The sequence below is a fragment of the Phenylobacterium sp. genome, assembly GCF_030697305.1.
GTDB lineage: Bacteria > Pseudomonadota > Alphaproteobacteria > Caulobacterales > Caulobacteraceae > Phenylobacterium.
The window spans coordinates 1-16,257 of sequence record NZ_JAUYQL010000043.1 but is presented as its reverse complement, the minus strand read 5'-3'; the positions used below and the strand labels follow the sequence as shown (position 1 = coordinate 16,257).

The window sequence follows — 16,257 nt, the reverse complement described above, 5'->3', positions numbered from 1 at the left end:
GCGGGCGACGGCGAATGCGCAGAGAAGCTCGCACATAGCAATTGCTGCACTGCAGCGCCGCGGTTGTAATGACCCAACCGTCACCAAGGCGCCCTAAACGCGCTCAAAAAATCGCCGAAACCGGGCGCCTACCGTGCCTTAGGCAGGCGCGGCCCAGGGAATCTCGTACTTGAAGCTGAGGCGCAGCTTGATCCTGAAGGCGGTGATCTGGCCGTCGGCGCCGATGGCGAGGTCCTGCTCGACGACCTCGGCGATCCTCAGGTCGCGCAAGGTGCGCGAGGCGGTGGCCAGCGCCTCCTTAGCGGCGTCTTCCCAGCTTGTTTCGCTGGTCCCGATGATTTCCGTCACACGATAGACGCTCATGGCTGCTCCCGATCCTGAAAGCCCCCGAGCGGCAGTAGCCGCCGCATTTTCGTCGCGTGCAAGCGTTGCGGCCGTGTCGGTTGTGCGTACGCGTACGCGCCGATATGACGTCGCTGCACGGCGGGGCGATCGCGGCGCGTGGGTTTGATGGAAGGCTCGGCGTAACCCTTGCAGTTGAGGGTGAGCCTGCACATTTCCACTGCGGGATGGAGCGCCTAGCGTTCGAGTCATAAAAAGAATGCGTTGATATGAATAAAGAAAGTGGCGTTCGAGCGGTGGCTGCCTCGGGCCTTTCCGATGACGAACCGATCGAGCGCGACGGCGTCTACGTGACCGAGACGTTGACCAGGGGGGAACTGACCGATCGGGTTGCGGAGATCCTGCGCAAGGATATCCACGTCCATGGGACTCGTGCGCCTAGGGTGATCATCGCCAGCGGCCGCTGTCGCGTCGGCTCGACGGCGCTGGCCAACGTCTTCGGCCTGGCGGGGGCGGCGTCGTTCTACCAGCCGGTCAAGACGATCATGCGCCACGTCATCCAGGCCAAGCCGTTCGAGCAACCGCTGCAGTTCGATGCGGCCTCCGACATCGTGTTCTTCAAGGAGACGTTCGGCCCCTATGTGGAGATCGAAAGCACCTTCGATCCGCTGGAGGCGATGCTGCGTTCTGGCTACCCCGCCGATCGCATCTCGGTGATCGGATTGGAGCGCGATCCGGTGCAGTCCTACGACTCCTGGCTGAAAAACTGGGGCGGCGTGGTCGAACGCGGCAAGCTCCTGCGGAACTTCATCACCGCCTCGCGCCAGAACGCCCGTGTCGAACGGACCGCGCGCGCCAACGGCATTCGCTACGCGCCCTTCCACTACGAGTGGATCGCCGATCGCCAAGGAGCGTTCGCCCACCTTGAGCGCGAACTCCAGCTTGGCGCCGGCTTCTTTGAACCGGCCAACGCGTCGTGGGGAGCAAGAGGAGAGCTTGGCTCCGCACACTCGGCGATCCGTCATTTCGACGAGGCCGAAGTGTTCCTGACCAAGGACGCCCACCTGAACCTGGATGGCTACATCTACCAGAGGCGCCTAGTGCGTCATGTCCTGCCGCATGAGATCGCGGCCATCGAGGCCGCGTGCCTGCCGGCCGTCCAGCCGGCCCCGCCGAACCAAACCTAGCGGCTGGCCACGACCTCAGGGATCACCCCGCGCATCCAGGCCATCAGCGGCTCGGACAGGCGGTCCTTCAGGTTAGGCAGGCTGACCTCCGCGGGCGGCGAGGTGTAGAAGGCGGGTCGATCAGCTTCACCGGGCCGCCTAGCGCCAGAAAGCAGCGCCAGCCGGCGAGGGAGCAGCGCGGCTATATCCGACATGCTGGCGACGGCGATGGCGATATGGGTGTCCGACACAGAGCGCGCCCTCGCGCAATCGATTCCCTGCACCAGTCTTGCATAGTACAGCCGGGCCTTGCGGATCGGAGGGACGACCATGACTGCAGACGCGCCCACGGTCTCGATCCTGATGGCCTCGTACAATGGCGCGCGCTTCCTGCAGGCGGCGATCGACTCGGTGCTGGCGCAGACCCACACGGCCTGGGAGCTGCTGATCGTCGACGACGCCTCCAGCGACGACAGCGCCACGCTCGCCGACCATGCCGCGCTGTTGGATTCTCGCATCCAAGTGTTCCGGCACCCGACCCGCGGCGGACCGGGCGCGGCGCGCAACCGCGCACTGGATGCGGCGCGCGGCGACTGGGTCGCGGTGATGGACGCCGACGATCTGATCAGCCCCGATCGGCTGGAGCGCCTGTTGGCCCGCGCCGGCGCGGACGCAGCGCGGATCGTCGCCGACAACCAGGAACTGTTCTGGGAGGACCCTCCGAAGCGCAGCCTTTACCTGACGGCCGAGGCCTTACCCGCACCGGCATGGATCGACCTGCGCGACTTCATCGCCTGCGAGGCAGGCGGCGTGAAGCTGCCGCCGCTGGGTTACCTCAAGCCGCTGATCAATCGTGCGCTGATCGAGGCGATCGGCTTGCGTTATGACCCGCGACTGCCGATCGGCGAGGACTACGACTTCCTGGCGCGGTTGCTGGCCGGAGGCGAACGGCTGCGCCTCGACCCGGCGGCGATGTACCGGTATCGCCGGCACGCGGGCTCGATCTCGCATCGCGCGCCGCAGCAGGCGCTGACCGCGCTGCTGGCCGCCGACGACCGGTTCCGCGCTGACCATGCTCAACTCTCGGCCCCTGTGGTGCGCGCGCTGACTGCGCGCCGCGCGTCCTTGGCTACGCTGCTCGCCTGGGAACGGTTCGCCGCGCATCTGAAGCGCCGCGAGGTCGGGGCGGCGCTGGCGGTGCTGGCGGGCCGACCGGCGTTGATGTCGAAATTCGCTGAACCGCTAGCGGCGCGGTTGAGTCGGTTGCGGGCGCGCGCCTAGCCGACGAGGCCGCGCATGCGATCGAGCCGGCGCATCGCCCTGGTCGGCATGGTCGACATCGGCCCGAGCGGCAGCGCCTCGGCCATCCGGCAGACCAGATATTCGGCCGCGCGGAACAGGGTGGCGGCGGACGGCAGGCCGACATAACCCTCGGCGATCGAGCGGCGGACATTGGAGAAGCTCTCCTTGAACCGGTAAGCGCCCGGACCCAGGTCGATCTCGCGGTAGCCGGCCTCCGGCGCCCATCGCAGCATCTCGTCGAGCAGCACCAAGCCGGGCGAATAGCGACCGAAGTCCGGGTGGTGGCTGATCATCCACGAATGCAGCACGTCCCGCCCATGCAGCGCGTACTGCGCCGCCACCAGCCGGCCGCCGGCGTGCAGGGTGAACAACGCCCCGCCGAAGTCTGCGCCATCGGCGGCGAAGGTGGCCTCCATCAGCTCCTGGGCCCATGGGGTCTGGAACAGGTCGGTCTGGTGCGTGGCCACCAGCTGCGCCCGTTTCCAGTCGAACAGCTGTTCGAAGGCGCCCCGATCGACGGAGCGGGCTGCAAACACCACCTCGCCATGCTCGCGCTGCAGCTTGCGGCGCTTCTTGGCGCAGTCCTGCAGGATGTCGGTGCCCGCCGCGCGGCGCTCGGCGGCGAACGCCGGATAGCCCGCCGCCACATCGATAACCCAGGAGTCCTCCCGCACGCGATGATGGCGGGCGAAGGCGGTCTGCGCGCCGAGCGCATTGTGCAGATCCAGCCGTGAGACGCCGAGCGCGGCGACGATGCGGCGGGCGTCCACCGCCAGGTCCGGCGCCGCCACCAGGCCCTGGTAGTCGCAGAACGGGCTGCCCACCGGCATGGCGGTGGAGCGTGTGACGCGCACCGGCAGGAACCCGACCGCCTCATCGCCGCGCCGCAGAACCGCGATGCGGGCGCCGCGCCGGTCCGGCCCGTCGATCGAGGCCATGGTCAGCACCCATTGGGCCGACAGGAACGGGCTCGCGAGTTCCGGATAGGCGCTCTGCAGGTCGCGCCACGCCGCGAGGTCGGCGGACGAAAGCTCCTGCGGCGCGACGATATCGATGCGCGTCACCGCCCCGGTCGCGCGCTCAAGCCGCATGTGGAGCCTCGACCCGCTCGAGCCAGCTCTCGCGCCAATAGAGCGGATTGCTGCGCGGGCAGTTCTTGACGCAGATGCCCTGGCAGACGAGGTCGCGCAGCGCGACGGTGTGGGTCAGCGGCGACATCACGCCGGTCTCTTCCTGGATGATCCGGTCGACCAGGAACTCGACCTGGAACACCCCGCCGGCGTAGCGCTTCATCTCGGGTTCGAAGGCCAGGCCAAGGTTTTTGCCGTTGGCGTCGAGGGTCGCCTGGATCTGCTCAACGGGTTTGATCCGCACCCATTCGCCGGCTTGCAGGTTCAGTCGGCCGCGGCGCCGTTCGGTGCCGGGACCCTTGAGCGCGTCGATCTCGTCCATGCCCAGCTTGCGGCGCGCCAGGTTCAGCAGCGTGCGTGACACCACGTTGGCCAACCGCGGCGGCGTGATCTCGCCCCGGCGCAGGTCGGTGGCCAAATGGCCCAGGCTCCACTTGGACATCGAGGCGGTGGCTTCGCCCAGCGCGGTGGACTGGCAGACATAGAGTTCGCCGTCGCGGGTCTTCAACGCGCCAGGCCAGGGCTGTTCGAGCCCGGCGACCGGCGTCGGCGCGTCCGCTTGGACTGGCCTGAGCCAGGCTTCCTTCCAGAACATCATGCAGCGGCGTGCACATCCGTCGTGCGCCGCGCCGTCGCAGCGCGCGCCCTCCAGCAGTACCGTCCCGCCCATCCGCCGCAGGCCCAGGCCCTCGACGCAGGTCTTTTCGGCGTGGCGATGGATGCGCAGGCGCATGCCGCAGAACCGCGCCATCTCCGGCATGAACGGCAGACCGTCCAAGCGGCCGTCGGCGTCGAGGGTGGCGGCGATCTCGGCGGCGCTGAGCACCACGACCCATTGACCGCGTTGGTCATGGCCAACTTCCGCGACGGGCCTGGTTCCTATTGCGGCATCGTCCATGGCTACGCCCCCGCGTCTCAAACTGCTTCGACGGCGCTCCGTCGCCTCCATCGGAGCAAATATCGCGCCGCCGACATGTGGCGCCCAAGCAGGCCGCCTAGGCAAGCGTAGGTCGCCCAACAGGCGAAATCCCCGGCCTGGGAAATCGGCGGTTGCTCGGGATTCAGGCGGGTCGAGGCCGCCCGGGTTCGCCCAGGCCACATTCCAGCGCAGCGCGGTCCCATTGCCCGGCGTCGGCCGCGGCGGCGTAGGTGCTTTCCAGGAACGCCATCAGCGCGGCGTCTGGGTCGGCGGCGGTGCGCACCGCTTCGTAGGGCAGGATGAACTCGCTCAGGCCCGTGTCGTATCGCGTCGCGCTCGGCGACGTCTTGGCGGTGCGAAAGCCGCTCGGCTCCGGGTAGGCGTAGGCATAGAAGGCGGCGTCCTGGCCTGGCCCGCCGGGCCAGAACCCGGCGCTGCTGACCTCGTGCGAATAGGCCTCGCGCGCCACGGCGTCCGGCAGGTTCGGCACGCCGCCAGGGTGCGGCGGAGCCTTGCGTCCGGAGAACCGCGTCGCCGCGAGGTCGAAGCTACCCCAGAAGAAGTGCACGGGGCTGGCCTTGCCGAGGAAGCCGGTGCGGAAGTGCTTCAGCACGCGGTCGGCCTGCAGCAACACGCGGTGGAAACGACGCGCCTGATCGGCGTCGAAGGCGCGGGCCGCATGGTCCTGGGCGAACGGCGTCGCTTCAGGGAGCTCGTTGGGCGCGCCGTGGATGGCGACCGGCGTTCCGAGCGCGTCGAGCGCCTCCATCACCTGCGTGTAGAAGGCCGCCACCGACCGAGGCCGCAGAGCCACGTCCGACTGCGAGGACTCGGTGCGGATCCGCAGCACGGCGTCGACGAAATCGAACTCCAGGTCGAGCGCGCGGGCGCCGTGCGGGACCAGCCCCGTCGAGAGGCCGCGGGCGGTGACGTAGAGCGGCGTCTGCCACGAATGGTTCAGCCACGGCGAGCGGGCGAGCCTGACCTTGCCTACGATCTGGCTCCACAGGTGAAGCGTGGTGCAGGTCTCCCGCCATTCGGCGTAGGGCAGGGGCGGCCAGGCGTCGTGCGCGGTCCGTTCGGTCATGCGGTCTCCTGATGCGCCGTTCGGCGCGATTTCAACCCGCCTGGCGAGGCCCCGCCCGACGCATGGCCATCCGCACGAGGGCGCCCACCAACACCAGCAGCACCAGCGCCACAGCGGCGATCATCGCGCCGCGCCGCGCGGCCTGGCTGCCCAGCATCGCCTCGACGGCCTCGCCGAACGCGTAGCCCAGGCCGGTGAAAACGGCAGCCCACAGGGCGGCGGCCAGCAGATTGAGGCCAGCGAACCGCCACGCCGGCATCCGCGAGACGCCGATCGCCAGCGGACTCACCAGCCGCAGGCCGTAGACGAACCGGAACGCCAGCACATAGGTGTTGGGATAGCGCTCGATGAACCCCAGCGCCTTGGCGAAAGCGGGCCGCGCGGTGGTGCGCGCCACCCACGCCGTGTCGCGGAAACGCCGGCCGGCGATGAACAGCATCTGGTCGGCGAGGCCGGATCCTGAGGTGGCGCAGGCCAGGGCGATCCACAGCGACATCAGATGCTGCCGGGCCAGCAATCCGCCGGCCACCACCGCCGATTGGCCCTCCACCGCCGCGCCCAGGAAGACGCCGAGCGCTCCGTACTGTGAGATCAGGTGTTCCATCGGCCTCGGGGGCTGCACTTCGTGGGGTCGCATAGCATATGCGGCAACGCGCGAGCCCTTCTCACGCTCATCGCGACGTCTCCACAAACCGCTTTCTTCGCTTGCCTTCAATCAGGCGTAGCCAAAGGCGGCTGAGGCGCTAGATTGCCGCCACATCCACAAAGATCCCGGACTTGTACCGGGACCGACCCTTCAGGAGGACTTCACATGGCGGAACAATCTGCTGCGCCCGCGCGCGGGCTGACCGACGAAAACATCATCAATATCCCGGGCTTGGCGAGCCGCTGGGTCCGCCTCGCGGACGGTCGCAGGGCGCACTACATCACCGCCGGCGACAGCGGTCCCGCGGTCGTGCTGCTGCATGGCGGCATCGAGGGCTCTTCCGGCACCGCCGGCTGGCGCTTCATGGCCCCGGTGCTGGCCGCCGCGGGCTTCCGCGTCTACTGCCCCGACCGCCCGGGCTACGGCCTGTCGGACACCAGCAGCGAGCGCTACCTGCCGCACGATCAAAAGGCTCAGGTGGACTTCCTCAACATGTTCGTCGACGCCCTGTGCCTCGACAAGTTCCACCTCAGCGGCAATTCGGCCGGCTGCATGATCAGCTGCGACTATGTGGTCACGCACCCCGAGAAGGTGCTGAGCGTGATGTTCATCGCCGGTTTCCTGGGCGACATCTGCGACGTGCCGCGCATCCCGCCGGCGCAGGGCAAGTTCACGCCCAACCCGGGCTATGTGATGAAGCCCTGGGACGGCACGCCGGAAGGCATGCAGCACCTGATGGACGGCATCATCTACGCCAAGGGCGCGGTGTGGCCTGAGCTGGTGCAGATGCGCACGCTCGCGGGCAACAATCAGCGCGCGGCGCTCAAGGCCGCCGGCCGGACCTGGAATCCCTTCGGCGAAGTCGATCCGAACATGGCCCAGATCTTCTCGACCAAGGGCCGCCTCGACAAGCTGACGATCCCGATGATCTATCTCTACGGCATGCAGGACGTGCTGCTGCCGGTGGAGAACGGCTTCGCCCAGGAGGACGCGGTGCCCAACATCCAGTTCTTCTATCCGGAACAGACGGGACACCAGGGCCAGACCGACCGCCCCGAGACCTTCAACAAGGTCGCGGTGGAGTTCTTCAAGACCGGCAAGGTGAGCTGGCCGCTCGCGGTCGAGGCCGGCGTGTCGCTGCGCCGTCCGATCGACCCGCGCTATGTCCAGGAGCCCAAGGGCGGCTTCCCGAAGCCCAACCCCGGCGCCTACACCGACCTGAAGACCCTCGAGCAGGGCCTGAAGGTGCTGGAGTCCGTGCCCGCCTAGGCACGGCGTCGCGATAGACGAGACAGAGCCCGGCGCCTCATCGGCGTCGGGCTTTTTCGTGCAGGCTCAGCTACGGAGCACGGGAGCTGGTCGCTGAGCCAGCGCGTGGACCGCCGCCAGCAGCCCGCCGATCGCCGTGACGCCGGCCGAACCGGCCAGAAGCGCGACGACGCCTGTCCAGTCGACGCTCCAGCTCGCCTTGAACACCTGGGTGACCACGGGCCAGGCGGCCGCCGCGCCCAGCGCCACACCGGCCGCACCGGCCACTGCGCCCACCAGGCCATACTCGACAAGATAGGCGCTGAGCACCTGGGCGCGGGAACCGCCGAGGATCTTCAAGGTGGCGGCCTCCCGGGCGCGGGCCCGTGCGCCCGCGGCGATCGCCCCGGCCAGCACCAGCAGGCCGGCCAGGATCGCCACCCCCGCCGCCGCGCGGATCGCCAGGGCGACGCGGCCGAACAGTTCGGCCGCCGACTGCAGCTGTTCGCGCACGCTGATCACATTGACCTGAGGAAAGTCGCGGCCTAGCGCGCCGGTGATCGCCGCCTCCTGGGCAGGCGTCGCCTTGGCGATGGCGATGTTGCGCGGATTGGCGCCGGCGATCGCGCGCGTGTTCAGGGTCACCGCGAAGTTGGAGCCGAAGCCGCCCCACTCGATGCGGCGCAGCACGGCGATCCGTGCGTCGATCTCGCGGCCCAGCACCGCGACGGTGATCTGGTCGCCGACCTTCAGGCCCGCACCCTTGGCGGCGTCCTGCTCCAGGGCCACGAGCGGAGGCCCGGCATAGCCCTGCGGCCACCAGCGGCCATGGCTCACGCCGCCTTGCTCGGGCGCGCCGTCCAAGGTCGACATGGTCAGGTCGTTGTCAAAGGCCCAGCGCTCGCCCTGGGCGATGCGCTTCAGGTCCACCGGGGCGCCGTTGAGCCGCACGATGCGTCCCGTGATCATCGGCGCGCGCAGATAGCGGTCGGGGCCGGGGCGATCCAGGTTGGCGGCGATCGTCGCGTCGAAGGCGGCGGCCTGGGCGCCGGGGATCTCGGTGAACACCAGGGCGGGCGCGGTGCGCGGGGCGATCTCGGTGACTTCGGTCAGCAGGCTCGATTGGATCAGCACCACGGCGGCCAGCAGGGCGACGCCCAGGCCAATGGCGGGCGAGGCGGTGCGCGCCGCCGAGCCTGGTCCGGCGAGGTTGGCGAGCCCCAGGCGCATGGGCCCCCGCGCAGCCCGGCGCAGTCGCCCGGCGCTCCACGCCGCGCCGAGCCCCAGCGCCCAGAGCAGGGCGAAAGCCGCCGCCGCCCCGCCGATAAGTCCAGCAGCGGCCATACGTGTCGGCGCGGTGATCACCGCCAGGCCAGCGAGACCCAGTGCTGCGAGCGCCGCGCCGATGGTCTCGGGGCCGAGCTTCAGTCGGCCGCTCAGTTCACGGCGGAACAGCGCCGATGGCGGCGTCAGTCGCGCACGGGCCAGCGGCGCCAGCGAGAACGCGGCGGCGGCCAGCACCCCGAACACCGCCGCCTTGGCAAGGGGTTCTGGATAGACCGCGAACAGGGCCGGCACGGGCAAGTCTCCAGCCAACCCGCCGATGGCGAAGGGGGCCGCAGCGCCGATCGCCAGCCCGATGGCGATGCCTAGCGTGGCCAGCACGCCGATCTGGATCAGGTAGATATTGCGGATCAGCGCGCCCTCGCCGCCCAGCGCCTTGAGCGTCGCAATCGCGGGTTTGCGTCCTTCGAGGTAGGCGGACACCGCGCCCGCCACGCCAAGGCCGCCGGCCGCCAGCGAAGCCAGGCCGATGAAGCCCAGGAAGTACTCCAGCCGGTCGATCAGCCTCCCGGCGCCGGCCGCCGCCTGCGAACGGTCGCGGGCCTCGAAGGTCGCCTTGGGCAGGGCTTTGCGGACCGCGGCGATGACAGCCTTGGGATCGGCGCTGGCCGGCAGGGCGACGCGCACCGCCTCGCCGAACAGGCCGCCGGGCGCCAACTGGCCGGCCTTTTCGACGGCGTCCGCGCGGGTGAGGACGCGGGGACCGAGTGCGAAGCCTCGTCCCAGCCTGTCCGGTTCGGAGACCAGCACGGCGCGGATCACGAAGGTCGCCGGGCCGACGCTGAACCGGTCGCCGATCTTCAGCCCCATGCGCTCCAGCAGCGCCGGCTCCGCGGCCGCCCCGAACGCGCCGTCCTGCACGCGCAGCGCCGAGGCCAGGTCAGGCGCGCCCTGCAGCTCCACGCGCCCGAGCAAGGGATAACCCGCGCCGACGCCGCGCAGGTCGATCAGCCGGCGTGCGCCCGAGGCGGTCTCGGCCATGGCGTTGGCGCGCACGGCGTAGGCGGTCGGGCCCAGGCGGTCGAAGGCGGCGCGTTCGCGCGGGCTGAACCGGCGTTGCTGGACGCTGAACACCACGTCGCCGCCGAGGATCTCCCGCGACTGGCTGGCGAGGCCCTGACGGAACGCCTCAGCGGTGGACCCAGCGGCGGCGATCGCCGCCACGCCGAGGGCCAGGCACGCGAGGAAGATGCGGAAGCCCGCGACGCCGGACCGCAGCTCGCGCCAGGCGAAACGCAGGGCAAGGCTCACTCGGCGGCCCGCGCGATCGACGTGTCGATACGGCCGGCCTGCATGCGCACGGTGCGGTCGGCGCGCGCCGCCAGCCGCTCGTCGTGGGTCACCAGCACCAGCGCGGCGCCCGCCTCGCGCACCAGGTCGAACAGCAGGTCGGCGACCATGGCGCCGTTCTCGCTGTCCAGGTTGCCGGTGGGTTCGTCGGCGAACAGCAGGACAGGACGGACAGCCAGCGCCCGGGCCAGCGCCACGCGCTGCTGCTCCCCGCCGGAAAGCTGGTGCGGGTAGTGGCCGAGGCGAGCGCCCAGTCCCAGGCGCTCCATCCAGAGCCGCGCCTCGCCGCTCGCGCCGCGCCGTCGGGCCAGCTCCAGCGGAGCCGCGACATTCTCCTCGGCGGTCATGTTGGGCAGCAGGTGGAAGCTCTGAAACACCAGCGCAGCGCGGCCGCGCCGAAGCCGGGCGCGGCCGTCCTCGTCCAGTCGCGCCAGATCCGTGTCGAACAGTAGGACGCGCCCGCCGCTAGGCGTCTCCAATCCCGCGGCGACCGAGATCAGCGAGGACTTGCCCGAGCCCGACGGCCCGACCACCGCCAAGGCCTCGCCCGCGACCACGTTGAGGTCGACGCCGCGAAGGATCGCCACCGGTCCGGCGCTGGACGGCAGGGTCAGGGTCACGTCCTGGAGAACCAGGGGGTCGACGGCCATTCGACGGCTCCGGTCGCGGCGTATGATTGAGACGGCGGGGGTGCGCCCTATATAGGTCGCCGACCCCATGAACGCATCCGAACCTCATTTCGCCCGCCGCGCCGTCCTGATCGGAGCCGCGGCGGCCTTGCTCGCCGCCTGCGGACCATCGGGAAAGAGCGATCCAGTGGCCGCGGCGGCCGCGCCGTCCCCGCCTGTCGCGTCCGCCGCGCCGGTGGTGACCGTGTTGGGAGATTCTATCACCGCGGGCTATGGCCTGGCCGCGGCCGACGCCCTGCCGGCTCAGCTCGAGGCGGCGCTGGCCGGCGAAGGCGTCAACGTTCAGGTGCGTGGAGCCGGCGTCTCGGGCGACACCACGGCGGGCGGCTTGGCGCGGGTCGACTTCAGCGTCCAGGATGACAGCGCGGTCTGCGTCGTCGCGCTGGGCGGCAACGACATGCTGCAGGGCGTCGCGCCGTCGCAGGTGCGCGCCAATCTCGACGCCATCGTCGGCAAGCTGCAGGCCCGCGGCGTCGGGGTGGTGCTGGCCGGCATGCGGGCGCCCCCGCAGTACGGTGGCTATGCGGCCGACTTCGATAAGGTGTTCGTGCAGGTGGCGAAGACCCGCAAGGTCGCCCTGTATCCCTTCCTGCTGGACGGCGTGGCGCTGGACCATCGCTTCAACCAGGACGACGGCATCCATCCAAACCCGCAGGGCGTGCGGTTGATCGCCGAGCGGCTCGCTCCCGTGGTCGCCGAGGCCCTGCGCAAGGCCCGACCTTGACCCTCGGGCCCGACGTGGTTTCCGAAGCGGACGCCAAGCGGGCGCGGGACTTCGCCCGCATGCGCGCCGTCGCCACGGGCCTGCTGGGCTTGATGGCCGTGGTGTTCGTCGCCGCCAGCCTGGCGCGCGCGCGCTGGCCGCACCTGGCCCCGGCGCTGGGCTATGTGCGCGCCTTCGCCGAAGCCGGCATGGTCGGCGCCTGCGCCGACTGGTTCGCGGTCACCGCCCTGTTCCGCCGCCCCTTCGGCCTGCCGATCCCGCACACCGGCATCATCCCGCGCAACAAGGCCCGCATCGGCGAGGCGCTGGGCGGGTTCATCGCCGACAACTTCCTCACCGAGCGGGTGCTGGAGGAGAAGCTGCGCCAGCTCGAGGTCGCCCGCTGGGGCGGCGACTGGCTGGCTCGACCCGCCAACGCCCGACGCCTGGCCCGCCGGCTGGCGGCAATCCTGCCGCAGGTGATCGCGGCCTTGCCGCCGGGGGCTTTGCGAGAGGTCGCGAGCTCCGCCGCGTTTGCTGCGGCCCGCACGACGCCTGCCGGACCGCTGGCGTCGCGGGCGCTGGCGGCGATATGGAACGATGGTCGCGCCCAGGTGATGCTGGACCTCGGCATCGAGCGCCTAGGCGGTTACCTGGCCGAACATCAGGAGACGATCCGCGCCAAGGTATCCGAGCACTCGTATCGGTGGCTGCCCAAGTGGGTGGACCGGATGATCGCCGACAAGGTCACTGACGGCCTGCTGCAGATGCTGCAGGAGATGCGCGACCCCGAGCACCCCTGGCGCCTGGAGCTGCGCGACATCATCGAGCGCTACATCGCGCGTCTGGCCTCCGACCCGGAACTGCAGTCCCGCGCCGAGGCGTTCAAGATGCGGATGCTCGCCGATCCAGGGCTGCGCGCCCAGGCCGACGAGCTGTGGACAGGGCTGGAGGGGAAGCTCGCCGAAGAGCTCGCCGCCGATGCGCACGGCGTCGCCGAACGGCTGGAGCGCGGCCTTCTGGCGCTGGGCGCCTGGCTGGCCGGCGACCTGGCGGCCCAGGCGCGGCTGAACGAGTGGGCGCGGCTGCTGGTGCGTCGTGGCATCGCGCCCCGTCGCCGCGAGATCGGCATGTTCGTGGCCCAGGTGGTGGCGAGCTGGGACGCCCGCAGCATCGTCGACAAGCTGGAACTGCAGGTCGGCAAGGACCTGCAGTACATCCGTGTCAACGGCACCCTGGTCGGCGGCCTTGTCGGCCTGGCGATCTACGCGACAGCGCGCGCCTTCGGTCTCGACTGACGCCGATCAGGGCAGCGTCAGGCGGAAGATCGCCGCCTCGCCCGCCAGCACGCCCCCGATGGTCGCCTCGCCCGGCCGCGCCGTATCCGTCGCCTCGACGAACACGTGCGATCCCGCATCCAGCATGACCGGCGCGGACGCATGACCCTGTGGCGACAGGGTGAAGACCATGCCGCTGACGCTCATCTGCGCATCCTTCATCAGGTCCCAACCGTTGCTGACGTCGCGGCGTTGGAAGTCGACGACGCTGTGCTTGTTGGCCGCGACCACGACCGCTCCGCCCGGCATCGTTCCCATGGCGCGGACTTCCGACGACCCCATCGAGATGTCCTGGAATATTGTCCCGACGGTCATGGCCGCGTCGAGCGTCGCGATGGCGGCCTGGGCCTCGGTCGTGCAGGACGCCGTGAACGATCCGCCCAGCAGCGCGCCGCTCGCCCGCGGCGTAACGGCGGCCACCACCCAGCCGGGCATGACCTTCGAGGCCAGCAAGGCGCCGTCGGCCAGGTCCCGCAACTCCACCCAGGTGATCGGCGGGGTCAGGCAGATTGGTGAATCGAAGTCGTCCTCGCCTGCGGATGGTGGTGGTTCGCCGCGCGGGAAGCGCTCCGTGTAGGTGACCAGCAAACCGGCCTTCACCGGCGTCAAGGTGGCTTGATCGAGGCTCGCCGCCTGCGGTGCGACAGCGAACAGGGGGCGTGGGGCGCCTTCGCCCGCGATGGCGAACACCCGCAGTTTCGGGCCCGTCGCCGCCGGGTCGCCACGGAGGTTCAGGTCCACCACGGCGAACAGGGCGCGATCCTGGCTCAGCCGGGTTCCCACCGCCAAGTGCGTGTCCATCCCTGCCGGCGCGTCTCCGCTCCAGCGTTCCCTCACCCGGCCCGAACCCGCGTCGAGTCGCTCGACGATGGGGACGTAGCGTCCCTCGGCGCCAAGCGTCTGGCCGCCCGCCAGTACAGTCGATCCGAGCTGCGTCAGGAACCGCGCGGCCTGCACGTCGGCGACGTCCTGCCGCCAGACCTCGGCTCCCGAAGCCTCGATCACCCGGGTCGCCGAGCCCCGCGCTTTCGCCGTCGGTGCGGTCATGAAGCGCACGGCCAGCCGGTCGCCGGCGCGGGCCAGCGCCGTCACTTCCCCGCCGCCTCGGGACAGCACCTCGACCGAGGTGCGGCCGGCCGGGGCCGCACGTTCCGCGCCGGAATCGCCAAGCACGATGAACGGCGCCCAGAATCGCGGATGCAGCCAAGCCTTGCCCGGCGGATTGGCGAGGAACGCGCGTTGGGCCATGACCAGCGCCACGGCCGGGTCCTCGCCGGGCGTCGCCTGCAAGCGCGCGAACACTGCGGCGACCACCTGCTTGCTGGTCTCGGAGTCGACCGGCCACAGGGTCGCCAGGGTGGACGGGACGCCGGCGATGGCGAAGGCCGTGGCCAGCGCCGGCAGCTCGGCGGCCATCAGCGACAGGTCGAAGTTGGCGGTGTTGCAGGCTGACAGCGCCACGAAGCGCGCGGCCAGGTTCAGGTCGGCGATTTCCGAGGCGGTCAGCAGGCCGTCGTCCTGCGCGTCGCTGGCCGAGACCGGCGTCAGCGCCAGCGCGGGCTCGGGCAGGCCGGGCAGCTTGTCGCGCAACAGGCCGTGGGTGGCGAACGATAGGTATCGGTAGGATCCAATCAGCTGCCCGCGCACGCCGCCCTCGGTCGCGGCGTCGCCCAGCAGCAGCCTGGGGTCGCGAAAGCCCTTCGCCGAGCGCTCGAGCTCGTCGCGGGTCTCCGGCAATGGCGCGAGCGCGGCAAGGCCTGCGCCGCTGCGCACACCGCGGGCGACCACGCCGGCGCGGTTCTCGCCGCTGGCCGTGACGCCCGTAAGCAGCGGGTCGCCGACGCCGAGGAACTCCATCCCGGCGCCGGAACGGAGCGTCTGGCTGCGCGCCGCGATGACCGCGCTGGCTGAACCGGCGAAGGTCACCGCGTAGACGCGCATCAGCCACGGCGCGGCGGCGAGGTCGTAGCCGCCGGCGATCTTCGGCGGCGCGTGCTCCAGCAGCACCGAAAGCGGCAGCGAGGTCAGCGAGGCGTGCGGCAGCCACAGGATGCGGTCGCCGGCGCGCAGGCAGCCGTCGAGGGGTCGGATCAGCGCGTCGTACAGACGGCGTGACGCCTCGACTGGGAATTGTACGTCCAACGCCTCGGACGGCGCGTGGTCCGCGGTCAACGCGGCCTGCACGAGGCGGGCGTCGAGGGCGATCTTCTGCGCGTCGGTCGCCATGGTGCGGCGCATGACCGTGTCGCGGCGGATGCACATGTAGGCCGCGCCGCCGAGCGTCGGCGCCAGCGCCAGCGCCGCCTCATCCGGCCTGAGCGTCGCCTGAAAGCGCTTCAGCGGCGCCAGGTTGGTCCCGGATGTGGCGACCCCCTGCTTGGACAGCTCGGCGGCCGCCTGGTCGATGCGGTCGCTGAAGTCACGGAAGAGGGCGCGCTTGGGAATGTCGCGGGTCAGCCACGCGCCGGTGGCTGCGGCGGGCGCGACCAGGCTCGCGACGCGCTGCAACTCCGCCCGCTCCAGCCGATCGCGCCGAGCGCGCAGGCGCAGCGCCTGGTGGATCGACCGCCTCTGCAGCTCGTTCTTCGCCTGGCCCAGGACGGTGAGCGCGTCGGCGTCGATGGACGCGCCGCGTCGTCCCTGCAGTTGCAGCAGGGCGAAGGCCACCTCAGGGTCCAGGCGATCGACCTGGGCCAGGGACATTCCGATCAACAGGTCGTCGATGGCGTTGAGATGACGCCAGGCGCCGAAGGGCGCAGGCGGCGCCTGCCTGGCGACCTCGACCATCAGCCGTCCGGCCTCAACCATCCCATCCTGCCGCGCGCGTCCGGCGGGCGAGGCGAGGGCGGCGCCGGCGACGCGATAGACCTCGATCCGGCGGCGGGTGTCGAGGTCCGCGGCAAAGGCTATGGGCGCGTTCAGCGCCTGGGCGGCGACCGGATCGTCCTGGCCTTCGACCGCCGCGGCCAGAGCCCGGGCGGCGAGATAGAGCACTTCCTGGGGGCTCGCGGGCACGCGTCCGGATTGCGCGTAGAGCGCGGAGGAAGGGTGGGC

At 70.6% G+C, this 16,257-nt stretch carries 14 protein-coding genes; 5 read left to right on the top strand and 9 right to left on the bottom strand.

Features of this window, described 5'->3' with window-relative positions; all coding sequences use genetic code 11:
- Positions 1-138 precede the first annotated feature (138 nt).
- A complete protein-coding gene (locus Q8R27_RS05110; protein ID WP_305697990.1) occupies positions 139-363 on the bottom strand; it encodes a dodecin family protein in 225 nt (74 codons plus the stop codon).
- Positions 364-611: 248 nt separating this feature from the next.
- Here Q8R27_RS05110 and Q8R27_RS05105 point away from each other — a divergent pair, with 248 nt between their 5' ends.
- On the top strand, positions 612-1,529 hold the full coding sequence (locus Q8R27_RS05105; RefSeq protein WP_305697989.1) for a hypothetical protein: 918 nt from the start codon (positions 612-614) through the stop codon (positions 1,527-1,529).
- On the opposite strand, the gene Q8R27_RS05100 is transcribed toward Q8R27_RS05105, so the two are convergent.
- A complete protein-coding gene (locus tag Q8R27_RS05100; RefSeq protein ID WP_305697988.1) occupies positions 1,526-1,759 on the bottom strand; it encodes a hypothetical protein in 234 nt (77 codons plus the stop codon). The genes Q8R27_RS05105 and Q8R27_RS05100 overlap by 4 nt on opposite strands.
- A 79-nt stretch (positions 1,760-1,838) precedes the next feature.
- On the opposite strand from Q8R27_RS05100, the gene Q8R27_RS05095 reads away from it, so the two are divergent.
- Entirely contained in the window at positions 1,839-2,789 is a 951-nt protein-coding gene (locus Q8R27_RS05095; RefSeq protein WP_305697987.1) for a glycosyltransferase family 2 protein, read from the top strand.
- Here the strand turns inward: Q8R27_RS05095 and Q8R27_RS05090 are convergent.
- The 4 genes from Q8R27_RS05090 to Q8R27_RS05075 all read right to left on the bottom strand — a co-directional run bounded on the left by Q8R27_RS05090 (position 2,786) and on the right by Q8R27_RS05075 (position 6,583).
- Positions 2,786-3,901, bottom strand: a complete 1,116-nt coding sequence (locus tag Q8R27_RS05090) for a GNAT family N-acetyltransferase (protein WP_305697986.1) — start codon at positions 3,899-3,901, stop codon at positions 2,786-2,788. The two genes, Q8R27_RS05095 and Q8R27_RS05090, sit on opposite strands and share 4 nt — an antisense overlap.
- Entirely contained in the window at positions 3,891-4,838 is a 948-nt protein-coding gene (locus tag Q8R27_RS05085; RefSeq protein ID WP_305697985.1) for a hypothetical protein, read from the bottom strand. Before Q8R27_RS05085 ends, Q8R27_RS05090 begins: the two co-directional genes overlap by 11 nt.
- Before the next feature lie 163 nt (positions 4,839-5,001).
- The gene (locus Q8R27_RS05080) at positions 5,002-5,946 is read right to left on the bottom strand and encodes a DUF5996 family protein (RefSeq protein ID WP_305697984.1); all 945 of its coding nucleotides are present in this window, start codon (positions 5,944-5,946) and stop codon (positions 5,002-5,004) included.
- 31 nt (positions 5,947-5,977) lie between these two features.
- Positions 5,978-6,583 (bottom strand): DedA family protein, encoded by a 606-nt coding sequence (locus Q8R27_RS05075; protein ID WP_305697983.1) that lies wholly within the window; start codon positions 6,581-6,583, stop codon positions 5,978-5,980.
- Positions 6,584-6,757: 174 nt separating this feature from the next.
- On the opposite strand from Q8R27_RS05075, the gene Q8R27_RS05070 reads away from it, so the two are divergent.
- On the top strand, positions 6,758-7,861 hold the full coding sequence (locus Q8R27_RS05070) for an alpha/beta fold hydrolase (RefSeq protein WP_305697982.1): 1,104 nt from the start codon (positions 6,758-6,760) through the stop codon (positions 7,859-7,861).
- Between the two features lie 66 nt (positions 7,862-7,927).
- Here Q8R27_RS05070 and Q8R27_RS05065 read toward each other — a convergent pair whose 3' ends face one another.
- Together Q8R27_RS05065 and Q8R27_RS05060 are read right to left on the bottom strand one after the other, a co-directional pair.
- A complete protein-coding gene (locus tag Q8R27_RS05065) occupies positions 7,928-10,435 on the bottom strand; it encodes an ABC transporter permease (RefSeq protein ID WP_305697981.1) in 2,508 nt (835 codons plus the stop codon).
- Positions 10,432-11,124: an ABC transporter ATP-binding protein gene (locus Q8R27_RS05060; RefSeq protein WP_305697980.1), complete on the bottom strand. Its 693-nt coding sequence runs from the start codon at positions 11,122-11,124 to the stop codon at positions 10,432-10,434. Before Q8R27_RS05060 ends, Q8R27_RS05065 begins: the two co-directional genes overlap by 4 nt.
- 67 nt (positions 11,125-11,191) lie before the next feature.
- Here Q8R27_RS05060 and Q8R27_RS05055 point away from each other — a divergent pair, with 67 nt between their 5' ends.
- Both Q8R27_RS05055 and Q8R27_RS05050 read left to right on the top strand, forming a co-directional pair.
- Positions 11,192-11,887 carry an arylesterase gene (locus tag Q8R27_RS05055; protein ID WP_305697979.1) on the top strand — a complete coding sequence of 232 codons (696 nt, stop codon included), beginning with the start codon at positions 11,192-11,194 and terminating at the stop codon, positions 11,885-11,887.
- Positions 11,884-13,164 (top strand): DUF445 domain-containing protein, encoded by a 1,281-nt coding sequence (locus tag Q8R27_RS05050; RefSeq protein WP_305697978.1) that lies wholly within the window; start codon positions 11,884-11,886, stop codon positions 13,162-13,164. Before Q8R27_RS05055 ends, Q8R27_RS05050 begins: the two co-directional genes overlap by 4 nt.
- A 6-nt stretch (positions 13,165-13,170) precedes the next feature.
- Here Q8R27_RS05050 and Q8R27_RS05045 read toward each other — a convergent pair.
- Positions 13,171-16,257, bottom strand: a 3,087-nt coding sequence (locus tag Q8R27_RS05045) for a CHAT domain-containing protein (protein ID WP_305697977.1), incomplete at its 5' end; no start/stop codon positions are given.

What these genes read in the sequence shown, in the direction of transcription:
- Q8R27_RS05110 (WP_305697990.1), bottom strand. Translation starts at nt 363, where the DNA reads ATGAGCGTCTATCGTGTGACGGAAATCATCGGGACCAGCGAAACAAGC.
- Q8R27_RS05105 (WP_305697989.1), top strand. Translation starts at nt 612, where the DNA reads ATGAATAAAGAAAGTGGCGTTCGAGCGGTGGCTGCCTCGGGCCTTTCC.
- Q8R27_RS05095 (WP_305697987.1), top strand. Translation starts at nt 1,839, where the DNA reads ATGACTGCAGACGCGCCCACGGTCTCGATCCTGATGGCCTCGTACAAT.
- Q8R27_RS05090 (WP_305697986.1), bottom strand. Translation starts at nt 3,901, where the DNA reads ATGCGGCTTGAGCGCGCGACCGGGGCGGTGACGCGCATCGATATCGTC.
- Q8R27_RS05085 (WP_305697985.1), bottom strand. Translation starts at nt 4,838, where the DNA reads ATGGACGATGCCGCAATAGGAACCAGGCCCGTCGCGGAAGTTGGCCAT.
- Q8R27_RS05080 (WP_305697984.1), bottom strand. Translation starts at nt 5,946, where the DNA reads ATGACCGAACGGACCGCGCACGACGCCTGGCCGCCCCTGCCCTACGCC.
- Q8R27_RS05075 (WP_305697983.1), bottom strand. Translation starts at nt 6,583, where the DNA reads ATGCGACCCCACGAAGTGCAGCCCCCGAGGCCGATGGAACACCTGATC.
- Q8R27_RS05070 (WP_305697982.1), top strand. Translation starts at nt 6,758, where the DNA reads ATGGCGGAACAATCTGCTGCGCCCGCGCGCGGGCTGACCGACGAAAAC.
- Q8R27_RS05060 (WP_305697980.1), bottom strand. Translation starts at nt 11,124, where the DNA reads ATGGCCGTCGACCCCCTGGTTCTCCAGGACGTGACCCTGACCCTGCCG.
- Q8R27_RS05055 (WP_305697979.1), top strand. Translation starts at nt 11,192, where the DNA reads ATGAACGCATCCGAACCTCATTTCGCCCGCCGCGCCGTCCTGATCGGA.